This window comes from Asticcacaulis sp., assembly GCF_051956075.1.
GTDB lineage: Bacteria > Pseudomonadota > Alphaproteobacteria > Caulobacterales > Caulobacteraceae > Asticcacaulis.
The window spans coordinates 245,119-262,596 of the sequence record NZ_JBQCGA010000060.1 but is presented as its reverse complement, the minus strand read 5'-3'; the positions used below and the strand labels follow the sequence as shown (position 1 = coordinate 262,596).

Below are 17,478 nucleotides of genomic sequence, written 5' to 3'. Positions count from 1 at the left end.
ATAAAGATTCCATGTGGTCCTGCGTCAGACAGGCGAAACAGGTCCGATGAAACGGCTATGTCCCGATCCGTTTCGGCACCGGATCGAAACCATGACCCCCGCCGGGACGGCAGCGGCAAATCCGCCGCACACCCAGCATACCGCCCTTGAGCGGACCGTGAACGATCAGCGCCTCGGCCATATATTCTGAACAGGTCGGCCGGAAGCGGCAGGCCTGCCCGATATAGGGCGACAGGGTCAGCTTATAGGCTTTCAGCCCCGCGCGCACCGAGCGTTCGTACAGCGACGTCATGCTGCGTCTCATTGAAGAAAAAGAGAAAAATCGTCAACCCCCTGCCATGTTCGCCCCCGCGGAACACAACCATAGGAACGTATTTTTGCGCGCATGACAAGAGGGTAGTGATAAATAAACGTCTATTTTTGCTGCGCCGCACCTATCGCCGCCAGCGTCGCCTCCCAGGCCAGCAGGGTCGAGGTATGGCGCGCGGGGAAATCCTTGACCGATTCCAGAATGCGCAGATCGCTGAACCGCGCCGGTATCTGCGTCGCCTCCCCGTTCAGCAGGGCGCGCAGCGAATCGCGCCCGGCGCGAATCTCATCCACAGACGCGCCAAGCACGGTCTGACTGAGAATCGCCGCGCTGGCCTGCCCCAGGGCGCAGGCCTCGACCTGCTGCGCGAAATCGGCGATCCGGTCGCCGTCCATCTTGACCTCGACATGGATGCTGGAGCCGCACAGCTTGGACACGCGGTCCGCCTGACCGTCCGGCGCGTCGAGATGGCCGACATGCTTCAGTTGCGTCGTGCGGCGCAGAATTTCGCGCGAATAGAGTTCGTCAATCATTGACGTTACTTCTTCTTGCCCCAGAAATGCGCCTGTCTCTGCCACACCGGCGGCTTTTTCGGCAGGGTCGGCGGCTCCGGCACGGTGATGCGGGCGTGCGGCTTGGTGGGATCGGTCTCCGCCTCGGCCTTGGCCTTCAGCGCCTCCGCAAAGGCCTGAAAGCCCTGGCGCAGATAACTACGATAGCGCTTGCCTTCGCGTTCGGACAGGAAGCCGTCGAACAGTGCGCCGACCGAGAACGAGGTCGCCGTCTCCGACAGCACATCGACCTCGAAAAAGCGGATCAGGCGACCGGCGTAGAACGGACGCGGAATATAGATGTGGATGTGCGACAGCGGCTGATATTCCCCGACCGCGCCTTCCTGTTCCCAGAGGCCCAGCCCCTCATAATATTCCTCCAGTCGCACCGGCGCGCCGAACTTGACCTCGCCGGAGGCGGCCTTGTGGATCGGGCTCCAGGTCGGCCAGTTTTCGATATCGGTGAGGATATCATAGACATCGTCCACCGGCGCGGTGATGCCGATGCGTTGTTCAACCTTTACCGACATCAGACGCTCGCCTTCAGTTTCCAGGTGGGGCCGGTCGGGGAATCCATCACCTCGACATTCAGCGCATTGAGCGCATCGCGGATACGGTCCGCCTCCGGCCAGTTCTTCGCCGCCCGCGCCTCAGCGCGTTGTTTAAGCAGGTCTTCGACCTGCGCCGACAGATCGTCCGTGGCGCCGTGCTTGAACCACTTCTCCGGGTCTTGTTGCAAGATGCCGAGGATGTTGGCTAAGGCAAGGAAGTTACCTTTATCATTGCTGATCACATCTGGATTTTGCGAGGATAGTTCAACGCTTTTTGCCAACAGATAGAGTCGAGACATCGCCCCAGACGTATTTAAGTCATCAAGCAGTTCATCGAAGCTTTCTTCGTCCGTTTCATCCGGCTGAACATGCTTTGCGCGCAACAAAATGCCGTACAGATAATCCAAATTCTTCTTCGATTGCTCCAGTAATTCCGGCGTCCAGTTCAAAGGCGACCGGTAATGCCCGCTCAGCAAGGCCCAGCGGATCACCTCGCCCGGATAGTCCTTGATCAGATCATGCACCAGCACGACATTGCCAAGGCTTTTGCTCATCTTCTCGCCGGAGAAGTCGAGAAAACCATTATGCATCCAGTATCTTGCATAGGCCGCCGGATCGTCGTGCCCGTGGGCGGCGCAGGACTGGGCGATCTCATTGGTGTGGTGCGGAAAGATCAGATCCTGCCCGCCGCCATGAATGTCGACCGGCAGGCCCAGCACCGCCTCACTCATGGCTGAACATTCGATGTGCCAGCCCGGACGGCCCGGTAAGCCTTGCGGCCCCGCCCATACCGGTTCGCCCGGCTTGGACGGCTTCCACAGCACGAAGTCGGCAGCGGCGTCCTTGTTGCCCGCCACCTCGACGCGCGCCCCGGCGATCATGTCGTCGAGCGAGCGCTTGGCCAACTGACCGTACCGCCCCGCGCCGCGATCCCAGGCCGAGACGCGGAACAAGACCTCGCCGTCCGCCACATAGGCCATGTCGCGCTCTAACAGGTCTTCGATCATCGCCACCATCTCGCCCATGTGCGCGGTGGCGCGCGGCTGATGATTGGGCGGCAGCGCGTTCAGCGCCGTCATGTCGTCATTATAAATTCTGGCGTAGCGCTCGGTGATGACTGAGATATCGACGCCTTCGTCCATCGCCTTCTTGTTAATCTTGTCGTCCACGTCGGTGATGTTGCGCGCATAGACGACATGGTCCTCGCCATAAAGATGGCGCAGCAGACGGTACAGCACGTCGAACACCACGACCGGGCGCGCATTGCCGATATGGGCGTAATTATAGACGGTCGGCCCGCAGACATACAGGGTCACGCGCTTCGGATCGCGCGGCTCGAAGGCGATTTTTTCGCCGCGAAGGGTGTCGTGAATACGTAGTGTCATATGCGGCGTCGGCGAAATCGGTTGTAATTGCAGGGCATCCTCCCATATAGACGCCACATAGGCTCGACGCCATGCCAAATCGCCCATCTTTGATGATCCAGGCGTGGCAAAATGGGGTATAAGAGCCGATATAGAGTTTTGTGTAACGGTCGCTGTTGCTGACAGCTTCCGTCTCATCCTGACGGCAGGATCGCCGCCGGGGTGTCTTCAATGAGGGATGCCACGCGTCATTTCCGGAGCCGTCGCTCCGGCGCCACTCGGCCCTCAAGGGAATTGTAGATTGAACATGGATAGTCTGGACTCGCGCCCCGCCTTTTCGGAAACCAGCCTGATGGGGGCCTCCAAGCCCAAGAGCGTCGCCACCTTTACCAACCGCCCGACGCGGGAAGAGGCCATGGACGCCGTGCGCACCCTTTTGGCCTGGGCCGGCGACGACCCGCAACGCGAAGGCCTGATCGACACGCCCAAGCGCGTCGTGGACGCTTATGAAGAATGGTTCCAGGGCTATCAGGCCGATCCGGCCAAGGAGCTGTCGCGCACCTTCGAAGACGTGCAGGGTTATGACGACATGGTCATGTTGCGCGAAATCGACGTCGAATCGCACTGTGAACACCATATGGCGCCGTTTCTGGGCAAGGCCTGGGTCGCCTATATGCCGACCAGCAAGGTCGTCGGCATCTCCAAGATCGCCCGCGTCGTCGAAATCTTCGCCAAGCGCCTGCAAACCCAGGAAACCATGACCAAGCAGGTCGCCGACGCGATTGAAGAATCGCTGGCGCCGCTGGGCGTGGCGGTGATGATCGACGCCGAGCATCAGTGCATGTCCACGCGCGGCGTTCACCACAAGAATGTCACGACGGTGACGACGCGCTTCACGGGCGTGTTCAAGACCGATCTGGCGCTTCAGGAGCGATTCCTGAACCTGACCCGCAAATAGGATCGAAAACTTATCGCGGCTTGCGGCTTTTTCGCCACAGAAGGTCTTTACAATTAATCTCGCCTCGGTCTAAATCGACCCCGACCGGTCCGCTCGCAGGCGTTTGACGCGCCTCTTGTCGTGACCGAGTGAATTTACTGGCCCGCGGCGCTCGCCGCCTGCGGCGCAACTAGGGAGTGTTTCATGGGCGCAAAGCTCGGCGGCGGCGGCGGTGGCAAATACACCGTGCAGCAAAACTCGGACATCAACGTGACGCCCTTCGTGGACGTCATGCTGGTGCTCCTGATTATCTTTATGACGACCATTCCGCCCGCGCAGGTGTCGATCAAGCTCGACCTGCCGCCCGCCAAGTCCCCGCCCAGCAATGAGAAGAAGCACGATCCGGTGTTCGTCTCGATCATGGGGCCGGACGACATATATATCGGCGCGCAGAAGACCAGCATGGCGACCCTGATTCCCGATGTCGCCGCGGCTTTGATGCGCACCGATCCGGGTACGCCGCTCTCCGAACAGCGCGTTCTGGTCCGCGGCGACAAGGACATCCATTACGAAGACTTCGTGAAGGTGCTGAACAAGCTGCAACAGAACGGCTACGTCAAGGTCGGCCTGATCACCGAAGACGTCATCTAAGCCTTCGCCTAGCGCGACAGGATCAAAACACCGGGCGCTGCTGGCGTCCGGTGTTTTCCTTTTTGAGGACCGCCCCATTGTCCGATTCCGAAGACCTTGACGACGACGCAACCGTTTTGACCGCCGAAATCGGCGCAGACGGAGCGGGCGACCGGCTTGACCGCGTATTGGCGGCGGCGTTCAGCGACCTGTCGCGCGCACGTCTGCAAGTCCTGATCGGCGAGGGCCGCCTGAGCTTTGAAGGCGAGACAATTCGCGATGGCAAGCACAAGGCGCGGCCCGGTCGCTATGAGCTTTCGGTCCCTGCCCCGGTCGGCGCCGCGCCGGAGCCGCAGGACATTCCGCTGGAGGTGTTCTATGAAGACGAACATCTGATCGTGGTCAACAAGCCCGCCGGCATAGCCGCCCACCCGGCGCCCGGCACGCCGGACGGCACGCTGGTCAATGCCCTGCTGTATCATTGCGGCGATACCCTGTCCGGTATCGGCGGGGTCTTACGCCCCGGCATCGTTCACCGGCTCGACAAGGATACCTCCGGCGTTCTGGTCGCCGCCAAGACGGATGTGACGCACCGCGCCTTGAGCGAGCTGTTTTCCCGCCACGATATCGACCGCGCCTATAACGCCGTGGTGCGCGGCGCGCCGCGCTACGTCAAGGGCACAGTAAATACCCGCATCGGGCGCTCGCATCACGACCGCAAGAAGATGGCGGTGTTACGCGGCGGCGGACGCGAAGCCATCACCCATTACGCGGTCGATGAAGTCTTCGGCGATACCAAACCCCTGGCCGCCCTGCTGACCTGCAAGCTGGAGACGGGCCGCACGCATCAGATTCGCGTGCATATGGCGCATCTGGGCGCGCCCTGCCTCGGCGATCAGGTCTATGGCTCCGGCGCGCCGCACCGCGATGTTCAGACCATCCTGAAAGATCTCGGCTTCGCGCGTCAGGCCCTGCACGCCGCCGTACTGGGTTTCGTCCACCCGATCACCGGCAAAAAGCTGCGCTTCCGCGCGCCCCTGCCCGACGACATGGCCGCCCTGCTCGACGCCCTGCGCGCCATGTATGGCCACGAAGCGGTTGATGAGGACGACTGGGATGACGACGACTGGAGCCTTGAGGATGACGAAGATGAAGCCTGAATTGTGCAGCGCACTCACCCATAAGTGATGCCGCCATGCCCGCTCGGCGTGATAATCTGTCCACCTCCGTACAGTTTTTCACCTTCCGGGTCTTTTTTTCGTCGCAAGCCTACCTAAATCTAAGCGCAGTTGTCGGGCATAAGACTGTCCATTCCTGCTGCGCTCCCCCTTCGCAGACTATGGAGACGGTCTTATGTCCGACACGTTTTCTCCTTCTGGCTCTCCTTCCGATATGTCAGACTCCCGACCTGAAAGCGAAACGCCGATGACGACATCTGTGGCCCTGTCCCCGTCAAGCAATCTTGGCAGCAATCTGGGCAGCCTGCCCTCGCTGACGCCCGATGGCGGCCTCAACCGCTATCTGTCGGAAATCCGCAAATTCCCGATGCTGGCCAAGGACGAGGAATTCATGCTGGCCAAGCGCTGGCAGGAACATCAGGATCCGCAGGCCGCGCACAAGCTGGTGACCTCACACCTGCGTCTGGTCGCCAAGATCGCCATGGGCTATCGCGGCTATGGCCTGCCCGTCGGCGAAGTCATTTCCGAAGGCAATGTCGGCCTGATGCAGGCGGTCAAGAAGTTCGACCCGGAGCGCGGCTTCCGTCTGGCCACCTACGCCATGTGGTGGATCAAGGCGTCGATACAGGAATATGTGCTGCGCTCATGGTCGCTGGTGAAGATGGGCACGACCGCCGCGCAGAAGAAGCTGTTCTTCAACCTACGCAAGGTGAAGTCGGAAATTTCGGCCCTGGAAGAAGGCGATCTGCGCCACGATCAGGTCGAGCAGATCGCCACCAAGCTGGGCGTATCCGAAACCGACGTCATCAATATGAACCGGCGCATGTCCTCGCCCGATTCGTCGCTCAATGCGCCCTTGCGCGCTTCGGAAGGCGAGTCCGAATGGCAGGACTGGCTGGTCGATGACAAGCAGGTGTCGCAGGAAACCGTGCTGGCCGACGCCGAGGAATACGACATCCGCATGGAACTGTTGCAGGCGGCGATGGGCGAACTCAATGACCGCGAGCGCGAAATCCTGACCGAACGCCGCCTCAAGGATAATCCGACCACGCTGGAAGACCTGGCCGAACGCTTTGGCGTGTCGCGCGAGCGCGTGCGTCAGATTGAGGTGCGCGCCTTTGAAAAGCTGCAAAAAGCGATGGTCAGCGCCAATCAGGCGGCGACGCCCGCTTAAACCGCCAGCCGATTATCCGGCTCCGGCGCCTCCGGCGCGTCGCCAAACAGCTCTTCCGCCAGCTTTTTCGCGGCGGCGGACTTGTCCATGCCCAAGCCTTCCATCATGGCGGTGACGTGCGGCTCCAGCAGATCGCGCGACAAGGCCTTGTTGCGCAGCGCATGAACGATATGCGAAGCGGCGTTGGTGAACTTGGTGTTCTTGATCATCTTGCAGGCCGGGACGATGATCTGCATCTGCTGCATGATTGAGGCCATGGCGGCGGCGGCGTCCTGATCGAACACATCCAGCGAAGCGCGCAGCAAACGCACAGCTTCTTCGACCGCGACGCGTAAGCCACCGCCATCGCCCTTGCGTTTCTTCGCGCCCTTGTAATCGCCGGTGTTGAAGCTGCGACGACAAGGGCCGGTATAGGTGGCGACCTCAATCCATTCGCGCGGTTTCAGCAACACGTTTTGCAGGCGGCTGAGCAGATCCTGCCAGGCGAACGGCTTTTTCAGAACCTCGTGGACGCCGCAATTGCGCGCCTCCTTCAGTTCGTCCAGCGTGATGTCGGCCTTGACCATCAGGACCGGCGCGGCCTTGCAGTGCAGTCGGCTGTGGCGCAGCTTGCGCGTAAATTCGACGCCGTCGATCTTCGCCGTTTTATATTCGGTGATGATCAGGTGCGGATCAAGGTCGCGCAACAGATCGGCGGCTTTACGGTCATCCGATTCGATGACGATATTCTCCGCCCCCAGCACGCGCAGCATATCCGCCAGCATACGGGCATAGGCGGGATTGCCTTCGAGGATCAGCACACGGCTCATGTGCTGGCGCAGGCGGGCCTGCAATTTGGGATCAAGAGCAAACATGGGCGACCAACAAATTCTTTGTTTCGCCGGAGACCTTACTGCAACTGCGTAAAGATTCGCTTAGACGGTAAGGTTAACCGCGTCTAAACGCGCCCTCCCCCCTCACCGTCAGTCCTGAAACGGGTCGCGCATCAGAATGGTGTCTTCTCGCTCAGGCGATGTGGACAAAAGCGCGACCGGCGCGCCGATCAGCTCCTCGATGCGGCGGACATATTTGACCGCATTGCCCGGCAGGTCTTTCCACGAGCGCGCGCCCTGCGTGCTTTGCGACCAGCCTTCCATCTCCTCATAGACCGGCTCGATCCCGGCTTGCGCCTTAAACCCGGCGGGCAGGTAGTCCAGCACCTTGTCGCCGACCTTATAACCGACGCAGACCTTGATCACATCAATGCCGTCGAGAATGTCGAGCTTGGTCAGGGCGATGCCGTCAATGCCGTTGATGGCGATCGACTGGCGCGCCAGCACCGCGTCCAGCCAGCCGACGCGGCGCGCGCGGCCCGTCACCGTGCCGAACTCATGCCCACGCTCGGCGATGCCCTTGCCGACCTCATCGAACAGCTCGGTCGGGAAAGGCCCGGAGCCGACGCGCGTCGTATAGGCTTTGAGGATGCCCAGCACATAGCCGACGCTTTTCGGCCCCATACCGGAGCCCGCAGCGGCCTGACCGGCGACCGTATTGGACGAGGTGACGAACGGATAGGTGCCGTGGTCGATATCGAGCAGAGCGCCCTGCGCGCCCTCGAACAGGATGCGCTTGCCCTCGGCCTTGGCCTTGTCCAGCACATACCAGGCCGGTTTGACATGCGACAGAAGGCGCGGCGCGATCTCTTTCAGCTTGCCCAGCAGGCCCGCGACATCGACTTCGGGCAGGCCGAGGCCCTGACGCAGCGGATTGTGGTGCGCCAGCAGCCGGTCGATCTTGGCGCCCAGGGCGTCGAAATCCTCAAGGTCCGCGACGCGGATAGCGCGGCGGCCGACCTTGTCTTCATAGGCCGGACCGATGCCGCGGCCGGTCGTGCCGATCTTGCCCGCGCCCGCTGCGGCTTCGCGCGCAATGTCGAGTTCGGAATGGATCGGCAGGATCAGGCAGGCGTTATCGGCGATGACCAGCAGGTCCGGCGTGATGCTCAGACCTTGCGCCTCCACACGGGCGATTTCGGCGAATAGCGCCCACGGGTCGATGACCACGCCATTGCCGACGATGCTGAGCTTGCCCTGCACCACGCCCGATGGCAAAAGGCTGAGCTTATAGACCTTGTCGCCGACGACGAGCGTATGACCGGCATTATGTCCGCCCTGAAAGCGCACCACGACATCGGCGCGATTGGACAGCCAGTCAACCAGCTTGCCCTTGCCCTCATCGCCCCACTGAGCGCCAATCACCGTCACATTCGCCAAGGGAAACTCCCGCAAAAAGAAAGGCCGTCGCGCAAGGCGACGCCCGGCCTGACAGGCCATGAGCGTTCGGATTTGCGGGATAGGGCCACACTGAAGGGCCGCACACGGCCCGGATTTCACGGGTAGCACCCTATAGAGCAGGAATCAGGGCGTGTAACCTGTTTTTTTCAGGAAGATTTCGGACCACGAAAGACACGAAAAGCACGAAATAAGAAAGGGCGGAGCCCGGCTTACCATGGGAGGCTTCGCCCTTTTCGTGTATTTCGTGGTTAATCCTTAAACAGCAACCAGACCTTCGGCCTGCAACGCCGCCAGCGCCTCGGCATAGGCCCAGTCCAGCCACGGCAGCAGGGCGTCGATATCGTCCGTCTCGACCGTGCAGCCGCACCAGACCCGCAGGCCCGGCGGCGCGGCGCGATAACCGTTGAGGTCGAACGCCACGCCTTCGATCTCCAGCAGGGAAGCGATTTTCGCCGCCAGCTTCGCCTGCACCTCGGAAGGCTGCGCCGTCACCAGCGGATCAACAAATTTCAGGCACACCGACGTCGTCGAGCGCTGATCGGCCTCCTCGGCGACAAAGTCGATCCATGATGTCGCCTCGACCCATTCGGCCAGGGCGTCGAAATTGTTGTTGCAGCGCCGGACCAGACCCGACAATCCGCCTTCAAAGGTCGCCCATTTCAGCGCATCGAGATAGTCCTCAATCACCATGAACGAGAAGGTGTTGATCGCATCGCCGCCCAGCGTCTTATCGTCCGCCTGCGCGCCCTTCTTGAGCCGCAGCACCTTCGGAATGGCGCGGCCCGACTCCCATGTATTCAAACGCTCGACCGCGCGCGGCGACAGAACCAGCACGCCGATGCCCGCCTCGCCGCCCAGCGCCTTCTGGAACGAGAAGGTCGCGACGTCGAGGTCCGGCCACGGCAACTCCATGCAGAAGGCCGCCGAGGTGGCGTCGCACAGCACCAGCCCCTTATGCCCTTTCAGGAAATCGCCGTTTGGCACGCGCACGCCCGAGGTCGTGCCATTCCACGGAAAGACGAGATCGGCCTCCGGGTCGATCTTGCCCAGGTCCGGCAGACGGCCATAGGGCGCCTTCAGCACCTCGGCGTCCAGTTTCAGGTGCTTGACCGCGTCGTCGGCCCACAACTCGCCGAAATTCTCAAACGCCAGCAACTGCACCCTGCGCTGGCCGAGCAGATTCCACATGGCGGCTTCAAACGCGCCGGTGTCGGAACCCGGCATCAGGAAGACCTTATAGTCTTCAGGAATCTCCAGAATCGAGCGCGTCAGCTCCAGCGCCTGCTGGATGCGGCCCACCGTGACCTTGGAGCGGTTGGAACGACCGACCGGTGCGCTTTCCAGCGCCTTGACAGTCCAGCCCGGACGCTTGCAGGTCGGGCCGGAGGAGAACCACGGACGTTCGGGCTGACGCGGCGGCTTTTGCGGGGCGGCGGTCGGCATCAGAGACTCCTTAGGGCAGGATCAGGTACAGGAAGGATCTGGCGTTTTCTTGCGCCGCCTATGCGCTTTCATACCCGTACGGGCAAGCCTTTTTTGCGCCGACGCGGATCGAAAAAACTTCAAAATAATTTTCGTCCGCAGAACCCCGGCCAGGTCGATGTCGGGGCTGCAACATGTCGCCGCCTTACAAGATCAGGCGTGGGCCGGACATTGCGGCTTTTTCACGCCCGCAACATGAACATGGCTTGAAACGCACGGTTCAGGAACGGCTCAGCCGCCGCATGCGAATGTGGCGTCATCGCTGATGAGCAGCGAGGCATACACCAAGGAGCCAGACCATGAAAACGCACAAGACCCTGATCGCCGCCGCCATTCTGATAACCGCAGGCTTAGGCGCCGCCTCCATCCCCGCCGCGGCTTCCGCCGCGCCGATGCGTCCCATCGCCGTCAAGATGGATATGCGCGCTTCCGCCCGGATCGACGCCCGCATTCGCAATCTACGCGAAGACATCCGCATGGGCGAACGCACGCATCGCCTGAGCCCGCGCGAAGCCAGCCGCCTGACAACCAAGCTGAACGCCATCGCCCGCCTGAAGCGTTCCTATGACCGTCACGGCCTGACCCGCTCGGAGATCGCCACCCTGAATGGCAAGCTCGACGTGCTCAACGGCCATATCCGCGTTCAGGCGCACGACGGAAACCGTCGTTAATCCTGAACCTGGCTCCGAAGGCGCGGGGCGCTCCCCCGCTCCGCGCCGCTTCGGCTTCAGAGCAGCCAGTTGTGACGCAGCGGTCCATGCCCCTGCCCCAGACCGGGCGCCATCAGAATCGCCCCGCCGATATAGTCTTTCGCCAGGCCGACCGCTTCCTCCAGCGGGCGGCCTTCGCGCATCAGAGCGGCGCAGGCGCTTGCCATCGTGCAGCCGGTGCCGTGGGTATGCCGCGTCTCCACACGCGGCGCCGTAAAGCGGTGAACCGCGTCTCGCGTAACCAGCAGATCGACGACTTCAGCGCCTGTATCCAGATGCCCGCCCTTCATCAGCACCGCCTTCGCGCCCAGATCGAGCAGGGCCTCGGCGGCGGTTCGCATATCGGCCTCGCTCACGATGCTGAGGCCGGTCAGCGCCTCGGCCTCAGGTGTATTGGGCGTCAAAAGGTCGGCCAGCGGCAGCAGGCGGGTTTTCAGCGTATGAACCGCCTGCGCCGCCAGCAGCGGATGCCCGCCCTTGGCGACCATGACCGGATCGACCGCGGTGAAGACCCCGGCCTTTTCGATGATGTCCGCCACGCAATCAATCATTGACGCGTCGCCCAGCATGCCGGTCTTGATCGCATCGGCGCCGATATCGTCAAGACACGCATCGGCCTGCTGACGCACAAAGTCCGTCGCGATGGGCAGGACGCCTGAAACGCCGAGCGTATTCTGCGCTGTCAGGGCCGTAATCGCGGTCATGGCGTAGCCGCCGAGGCAGGTTACGGTCTTGATGTCGGCCTGAATGCCCGCCCCGCCCGACGAATCGGACCCGGCGATGATGAGAACGCGCTGCATGACCATCCTTAGGAAGACGAGAGACAAGAATCCATCTAGGGAGCTGTTATGGACATAACAACCTCGTTCTACAAAAGCGACCTGCCGCGCGGCCTTTATCGCCATTATAAGGGCAAGACCTATCGCGTCTTCGGCACGGTGCGCCATTCGGAGACCGAGGAGATTTTGGTGCTGTACGCGCCGGAAGGTCAGACAGCGGGCGAAGCGACCCTGTGGGTCAGGCCGCTGGGCATGTTCACCGAAGCGGTCGAAACGCCGCAGGGACGGATGGCGCGCTTCGCCTTCGTCACCGCATGAGCGGAAGATGGAACGAACTGCAACCCGATCTGTTCGCCGAGCGCGACCATCCGGTGCTGCGTGCGGCGCGGAACACGCTGATTCTGGTGCGGCTGAACCGGATCGGGCCGGACGATGACCTGCTCAGTTACGAGATCATGGCGGGTATGCTGGTCCGCGCCAATCGCGACGAAGGCTTTGTGCTGTCTCTGGTCGGCGGCAAGTCCGGTCAGGAACTGGCCTTGCCTCTGGTTCCCGCCGCCTTCAAGCTGCAAGCGCCGGGGAAATACCTGCTCAGTTGCGGCGCGGTGGTCGAAGACCCCGGCTTTCTGGCCGCCTTCGACATCTATCCGCCGATGTCGTGACTCCTCCCCATTCATGGGGAGGGGGACCGCGAAACGGTGGAGGGGTAACTACCCCAGCGCCCGCATAAGCCGCAAAGCCTGCTTCATCTCCGCCACATCATGTACGCGCACCATTTTAGCGCCCTGCCGGATGGCGTGCAGATGCACGGCGATGCTGGCGCCCAAACGTTCCTCCGGCCCCGAAAGCTCCGCGCCTTCGCGCTCCTCCAGCGCGGCAATGAAACGCTTGCGTGAGGCGGCCATCAGCAGCGGATAGCCATGCCCGGCCAGCCGGTCGGTAGCGCGCAAAAGGGCCAGATTGTGATCGAGCGTCTTGCCGAACCCTATGCCGGGATCGAGCCAGACGCGCTCCTTCGCCAACCCGGCGCGCACCGCGGCCCCGGCGCGCTCCAGCAGGAAGGATTCGACCTCGGCCACCACATCCTCATACCACGGGTTCGCCTGCATGGTGCGCGGCTCGCCCTGCATGTGCATCAGGATGACCTCCATATCGAGCCGCGCCGCCGTCTCCAGCGCGTCCGGCGCGCCCAGAGCGCTGATGTCGTTCCAGATGCCGGCGCCAGCGTGGCGGGCCTCTTCGGCCACTTCCGGCTTGAAGGTATCGACGCTTAACGGCGCGTCGGTGCGGCGCGACAGGGCGTCGATCACCGGCACGATGCGGTTGATCTCCTCGGTGATGCTGACCGGATGCGCGCCGGGCCGGGTCGATTCGCCGCCAATATCCAGCACATCCGCCCCGGCTTCCAGCAGCGCCTCAGCGTGTTCAAGCGCCGCTTCGAGGCCGTTGTGCCGTCCGCCATCGGAAAAGCTGTCGGGCGTGACATTGATCACGCCCATGATCAGTGGCCCCTTGGCGGCGTAGAGGTCCAGCAGAGTCATTTTACGTCTCTTTGCGCCAGCAGGGACAGAGCCGTCAGGTCCAGATCGCCCTCCCCGCCGTCGATCAGACGTTTTAGGCGCGCGCGCAGCAGGTCATTAAGCGGCATGGCGACGCCGAGCGTCTCCGCCGCCTCGCCCGCCAGCCGCACATCCTTGGCGGCCAGAGACGCGCCGAACCCGGCGGGCGAGAAGGTCTCTTTCACGATCATGGCGCCGTAATTTTTATAGATCGGCGCGTTGAATAGGGTCGAGGTCAGGAAATCGAGGAACTGCGCCTTGGACGCGCCGCCCGTCTCGACCAGCGCCATCGCCTCGCCCAGGGTCTCGGTCAGCGACACGATCAGGAAATTGCCCGCCAGCTTGACGAGGTTCGCCATAGAAGGCGTATCGCCAAAGACTTCGACCTTTTGGCCGATAACCTGCAAGAGCGGCATGGCCTTCTGCATATCCGCCTCGGACCCGGCGGCGGTGATGAAAAGCTTGCCCTCGGCCGCAACGGCGGGCCGTCCGAACACCGGCGCGCTGACAAAGGCCTGCCCTTTGGCTTTATGCGCCTCGGTCAGCTTGTAAGCGAGAGCGACGCTAATCGTGCTGAGCGAAACGTGCAGGCCCCCGGCGGGCAGATTGTCAGGGATCGCCTCGCTGACGCCCTCAAGCGCCGCATCGTCGGACAGCATGGTGAAAACCGCATCGACCCGCGCCGCTTCGGCCGGACCGGAGGCCAGCTTCGCGCCCTCGGCGACCAGCGGCCCGGCGCGCGTCGCCGTGCGGTTCCACACGACCAACTCATGCCCGGCGCGCAGAAAATTCGGCGCAATCGCCGCCCCCATATTGCCGAGGCCGATAAATCCGATCTTCATGATGTGGCTCCTTATCTTTCATCCTCCCCCGTTTACGGGGGAGGTGGCAGCGCGAAGTCGCTGACGGAGGGGGGGACTTCGCTAAGTTATGGTCGCGCGGATACGATTTTGAAGTTCAAAATAGATCAATTTTGTTCATTAGGTTCTACAATGAGCGCGGCAGCTGACCATGCTCCTCCATCTACTTGCTTGATTTCACCCGCCATCAATTTAAGAGTCAGCCCCTTAGGAAGATTAAATTTCGCTTCCATTTCAATATTATCCAATCTACTTTTAACTCTATTCTGCGCCTTCTCTGGATTTTTATCATCACTTCCTATGTAAAAAGCGATTGCTCCAAACTTTATACTGCTTTCCCCATGGGATCGTGTGACAAATTTTGTAATTCTTTTCATGTCAGATCCAATCGATGAGTACGTACTTACAAATCTTTTAACCTCAATTGGCACAATAGGCTTTTCACAATTATAAAGCATTATATCAACACGACCATAAGGACGCCAATCGGACGCGATTCGGCCTGTATTTTTTGTTCGAGATTCTCGAAACGCATCTATTGCGCTTTTTTCCAAAACTACAAAATTCTTAAATCCGTTTTTGCTAAACTCTCTTGCAATGTTGATAGTAATCAAATATTCAGGAGCCCGCCACAAACCGAGACCACCAGACCAATCAATATAGTCATCTCGACTACTAATTAAGCCATTGTGAATACAATTTTTAGCAATTTCAGTAGTGATAATTTTTGACATTACCTGTGCGTCCGTCCCACGCGCTTGATTTCCCAATGCAGGTCGATGCCCAGCTTTGACTTCACGTCGGCGCGCACAGCTTCGCCCAGACCTTCGAGGTCGGTGGCGGTCGCTTCGCCGGTATTGATCATGAAGTTGGCATGCAATTCCGAGAACTTGGCGCCGCCATAGAGACGCCCGCGCCAGCCTGCCTCATCGACGCATTGCCACGCACTCTTGCCTTCCGGGTTCTTAAACGTCGAGCCGCCGGTTTTTTCGCGGATCGGCTGGGTCTGTTCGCGGCGGGCGGTGATCGCCTCCATGCGCGCTGTGACCGCCGCCGGATCGTCAGGCGTCCCCTGATAGAGCGCGCCGATATAGATCAGATTGTCGGGCGTGGAATGGCGATACGAATAGCCCATTTCGGCATTGGACAGCGTCACAAGTTCGCCCGATCGCGTCACCGCGTGGGCTTCGATCAGCACGTCCTTGGTTTCCGAACCATAGCAGCCTGCATTCATCACAATCGCGCCGCCGATGGTTCCCGGCACGCCGCGATAAAACTCCAGCCCGGCAATGCCGTTCTGCGCCGCCACCTTGGCGACCTGCGCGTCCAGCGCCGCCGCGCCTGCCCATAGGCGTCCCTCGCCGCGCGGCTCAACCCCGGCGAAGTTCTTGCCCAACCGGATCACCACGCCCTCGACGCCGCCATCGCGCACCAGCAGGTTCGAACCGACCCCGACCGCCATCACCGGCACGCCCGGATCGAGCTTTTTCAGGAAATCGCACAGGTCCGCCACGTCCTCTGGCAGGAAGATCACATCCGCCGGACCGCCGACGCGGAACCACGTAAAGGGGGCCAGAGCCTCGCCATACAGCATCCGCCCGCGCACCGGCGGCAACTGGCTGATCCAGGATTTCGATTCATGGCTCATTGCAGGGCGTCCAACTGACCCGGCAGGGCGTAGGCCCATTGTGTGATGTCGCCCGCGCCGAGGCAGACGACCAGATCGCCCGACTTCGCCTCGACCGCTGCCACCGAGGCCAGTTCCGCCGGGCCGCCTAGCGCCATGACGCTGCGGTGGCCGAAGCGATGCAGAGCCTCGACCAGATGCTGCTTGTCCACGCCTTCGATAGGCGCTTCACCAGCCGAATAGACATCGGCCACGATCACCATGTCGGCGTCGTTAAAGCAGGTGGCGAACTCGGTCATCAAGTCGCGCAGGCGGGTATAGCGGTGCGGCTGCACCACGGCGATCACCCGGCCTTGCGACACCTGACGCGCGGCGCGTAAGACGGCGGCGATCTCGACCGGGTGGTGACCGTAATCGTCGATCACGCGCACGCCTGATTTTGTTACGCCGGTCGTGGTGAAGCGCCGCTTGACGCCGCCGAAACCGGCCAGCCCCGCGCGGATCGCATCTTCGCTGACGCCCAGTTCGCGCGCCACCGCAATCGCCGCCGTGGCGTTGGAGACATTGTGGTTGCCGGTCATCGGCAGTTTCAGCTTTTCCCAGGTCACGGCTTCGGCGCCGGACGGCTGGAAGATGACGTCGAAACAGGCGCCTTCAGGGCCGAAATCAATATTGACGCAGCGCACCTCGGCCTGCGGCGAGGTTCCATAGGGGATCAGGCGGCGATTCTCGACGCGCGCCGAAAGCGCCTGCACCTCCGGGTGGTCGATGCAGACCGCCGCGAAGCCATAAAACGGGATATTTTCGATAAAATCGCAAAAACCCTTCTTAACCGCGTCAAAATCCCCCCAGTGATCGAGATGCTCGGCGTCGATATTGGTGACGATGGCCAGGGTCGATTTCAGCCGCAGGAAAGACCCGTCCGACTCGTCGGCCTCGACCACGATCCACTCGCCGTCCCCAACCTTGGCGTTGGTGCCATAGGCGTTGATGATGCCGCCATTGACCACGGTGGGGTCAAGCCCACCTGCATCGAGCAGCGCCGCCACCATCGAGGTCGTGGTCGTCTTGCCATGCGTGCCACCAACGGCGATGGAGAATTGCAGCCGCATCAGTTCGGCCAGCATTTCAGCGCGGCGCACTAGCGGGATGCGGCGGCGGCGCGCCTCCAGCATTTCCGGGTTATCGTGCTTGACCGCCGTCGAATAGACCAGCGCGCAGACGCCGTCCGTCACATGCTCGGGCGCATGGCCGATAAAGATTTTCGCGCCCAGCTTTTCCAGCCGCTCGGTATTGGCGCTGGCCTTGGCGTCGGAGCCCTGTACGGCATAGCCGATCTTGAGCATGATTTCGGCGATGCCGCTCATGCCGATGCCGCCAATGCCGACAAAATGCACGGGGCCGAGGTCGAAAGGTGTGGGACGCTTGGTGTGGGCCATATCAGGTTCGCTTGAAAGAAAGACGGCCCGATGTAGCGGATCGGGCGGCGGGTG

At 61.6% G+C, this 17,478-nt stretch carries 20 protein-coding genes; 7 read left to right on the top strand and 13 right to left on the bottom strand.

Annotated elements, in window-relative coordinates:
* Nucleotides 1-55: 55 nt before the first annotated feature.
* From yidD to cysS, 4 genes are all read right to left on the bottom strand, one after another.
* The gene (gene yidD / locus ACTHLA_RS16535; RefSeq protein ID WP_440191950.1) at nt 56-292 is read right to left on the bottom strand and encodes a membrane protein insertion efficiency factor YidD; all 237 of its coding nucleotides are present in this window, start codon (nt 290-292) and stop codon (nt 56-58) included.
* A gap of 122 nt (nt 293-414) precedes the next feature.
* Nucleotides 415-843: an iron-sulfur cluster assembly scaffold protein gene (locus tag ACTHLA_RS16530; RefSeq protein ID WP_440191947.1), complete on the bottom strand. Its 429-nt coding sequence runs from the start codon at nt 841-843 to the stop codon at nt 415-417.
* Between the two features lie 5 nt (nt 844-848).
* Nucleotides 849-1,391, bottom strand: a complete 543-nt coding sequence (locus ACTHLA_RS16525; RefSeq protein WP_440191944.1) for an SRPBCC family protein — start codon at nt 1,389-1,391, stop codon at nt 849-851.
* On the bottom strand, nt 1,391-2,797 hold the full coding sequence (cysS, locus tag ACTHLA_RS16520; RefSeq protein WP_440191941.1) for a cysteine--tRNA ligase: 1,407 nt from the start codon (nt 2,795-2,797) through the stop codon (nt 1,391-1,393). The genes ACTHLA_RS16525 and cysS overlap by 1 nt, the downstream gene beginning before the upstream one ends.
* Nucleotides 2,798-3,128: 331 nt before the next feature.
* On the opposite strand from cysS, the gene folE reads away from it, so the two are divergent.
* The 4 genes from folE (at nt 3,129) to rpoH (ending at nt 6,695) form a co-directional block, all read left to right on the top strand.
* Nucleotides 3,129-3,734, top strand: coding sequence for a GTP cyclohydrolase I FolE (gene folE, locus ACTHLA_RS16515; RefSeq protein WP_440192021.1), 606 nt, complete (start codon nt 3,129-3,131; stop codon nt 3,732-3,734).
* 183 nt (nt 3,735-3,917) lie between these two features.
* Complete coding sequence (locus ACTHLA_RS16510) at nt 3,918-4,364, top strand: ExbD/TolR family protein (RefSeq protein ID WP_440191938.1); 447 nt, start codon at nt 3,918-3,920, stop codon at nt 4,362-4,364.
* Nucleotides 4,365-4,441: 77 nt separating this feature from the next.
* Nucleotides 4,442-5,503 carry an RluA family pseudouridine synthase gene (locus tag ACTHLA_RS16505; RefSeq protein ID WP_440191935.1) on the top strand — a complete coding sequence of 354 codons (1,062 nt, stop codon included), beginning with the start codon at nt 4,442-4,444 and terminating at the stop codon, nt 5,501-5,503.
* A gap of 265 nt (nt 5,504-5,768) precedes the next feature.
* Nucleotides 5,769-6,695, top strand: a complete 927-nt coding sequence (gene rpoH, locus ACTHLA_RS16500) for an RNA polymerase sigma factor RpoH (protein ID WP_440191932.1) — start codon at nt 5,769-5,771, stop codon at nt 6,693-6,695.
* Here the strand turns inward: rpoH and ACTHLA_RS16495 are convergent.
* The 3 genes from ACTHLA_RS16495 to ACTHLA_RS16485 form a co-directional block, all read right to left on the bottom strand.
* Nucleotides 6,692-7,549: a response regulator gene (locus tag ACTHLA_RS16495; RefSeq protein ID WP_440191929.1), complete on the bottom strand. Its 858-nt coding sequence runs from the start codon at nt 7,547-7,549 to the stop codon at nt 6,692-6,694. The two genes, rpoH and ACTHLA_RS16495, sit on opposite strands and share 4 nt — an antisense overlap.
* Before the next feature lie 108 nt (nt 7,550-7,657).
* Nucleotides 7,658-8,947: an adenylosuccinate synthase gene (locus tag ACTHLA_RS16490; protein ID WP_440191926.1), complete on the bottom strand. Its 1,290-nt coding sequence runs from the start codon at nt 8,945-8,947 to the stop codon at nt 7,658-7,660.
* A gap of 276 nt (nt 8,948-9,223) precedes the next feature.
* Nucleotides 9,224-10,411, bottom strand: coding sequence for a phosphoserine transaminase (locus tag ACTHLA_RS16485; RefSeq protein ID WP_440191923.1), 1,188 nt, complete (start codon nt 10,409-10,411; stop codon nt 9,224-9,226).
* Nucleotides 10,412-10,749: 338 nt separating this feature from the next.
* On the opposite strand from ACTHLA_RS16485, the gene ACTHLA_RS16480 reads away from it, so the two are divergent.
* Nucleotides 10,750-11,121, top strand: a complete 372-nt coding sequence (locus ACTHLA_RS16480; RefSeq protein ID WP_440191920.1) for a hypothetical protein — start codon at nt 10,750-10,752, stop codon at nt 11,119-11,121.
* A gap of 56 nt (nt 11,122-11,177) precedes the next feature.
* On the opposite strand, the gene thiD is transcribed toward ACTHLA_RS16480, so the two are convergent.
* Nucleotides 11,178-11,960, bottom strand: a complete 783-nt coding sequence (thiD, locus tag ACTHLA_RS16475) for a bifunctional hydroxymethylpyrimidine kinase/phosphomethylpyrimidine kinase (protein ID WP_440191917.1) — start codon at nt 11,958-11,960, stop codon at nt 11,178-11,180.
* A gap of 48 nt (nt 11,961-12,008) precedes the next feature.
* On the opposite strand from thiD, the gene ACTHLA_RS16470 reads away from it, so the two are divergent.
* Together ACTHLA_RS16470 and ACTHLA_RS16465 are read left to right on the top strand one after the other, a co-directional pair.
* Nucleotides 12,009-12,257, top strand: coding sequence for a DUF1653 domain-containing protein (locus tag ACTHLA_RS16470; protein ID WP_440191914.1), 249 nt, complete (start codon nt 12,009-12,011; stop codon nt 12,255-12,257).
* Nucleotides 12,254-12,601 carry a hypothetical protein gene (locus ACTHLA_RS16465; protein WP_440191911.1) on the top strand — a complete coding sequence of 116 codons (348 nt, stop codon included), beginning with the start codon at nt 12,254-12,256 and terminating at the stop codon, nt 12,599-12,601. Before ACTHLA_RS16470 ends, ACTHLA_RS16465 begins: the two co-directional genes overlap by 4 nt.
* A 48-nt stretch (nt 12,602-12,649) precedes the next feature.
* Here the strand turns inward: ACTHLA_RS16465 and folP are convergent, their stop codons facing one another.
* The 5 genes from folP to murC all read right to left on the bottom strand — a co-directional run bounded on the left by folP (nt 12,650) and on the right by murC (nt 17,424).
* Entirely contained in the window at nt 12,650-13,480 is an 831-nt protein-coding gene (gene folP, locus ACTHLA_RS16460) for a dihydropteroate synthase (RefSeq protein ID WP_440191908.1), read from the bottom strand.
* On the bottom strand, nt 13,477-14,340 hold the full coding sequence (locus ACTHLA_RS16455) for an NAD(P)-dependent oxidoreductase (RefSeq protein ID WP_440191905.1): 864 nt from the start codon (nt 14,338-14,340) through the stop codon (nt 13,477-13,479). Before ACTHLA_RS16455 ends, folP begins: the two co-directional genes overlap by 4 nt.
* A gap of 125 nt (nt 14,341-14,465) precedes the next feature.
* The gene (locus tag ACTHLA_RS16450; RefSeq protein ID WP_440191902.1) at nt 14,466-15,092 is read right to left on the bottom strand and encodes a hypothetical protein; all 627 of its coding nucleotides are present in this window, start codon (nt 15,090-15,092) and stop codon (nt 14,466-14,468) included.
* Nucleotides 15,092-16,006, bottom strand: coding sequence for a UDP-N-acetylmuramate dehydrogenase (gene murB / locus ACTHLA_RS16445; RefSeq protein ID WP_440191899.1), 915 nt, complete (start codon nt 16,004-16,006; stop codon nt 15,092-15,094). Before murB ends, ACTHLA_RS16450 begins: the two co-directional genes overlap by 1 nt.
* Nucleotides 16,003-17,424, bottom strand: a complete 1,422-nt coding sequence (gene murC, locus ACTHLA_RS16440; protein WP_440191896.1) for a UDP-N-acetylmuramate--L-alanine ligase — start codon at nt 17,422-17,424, stop codon at nt 16,003-16,005. Before murC ends, murB begins: the two co-directional genes overlap by 4 nt.
* Nucleotides 17,425-17,478 lie beyond the last annotated feature (54 nt).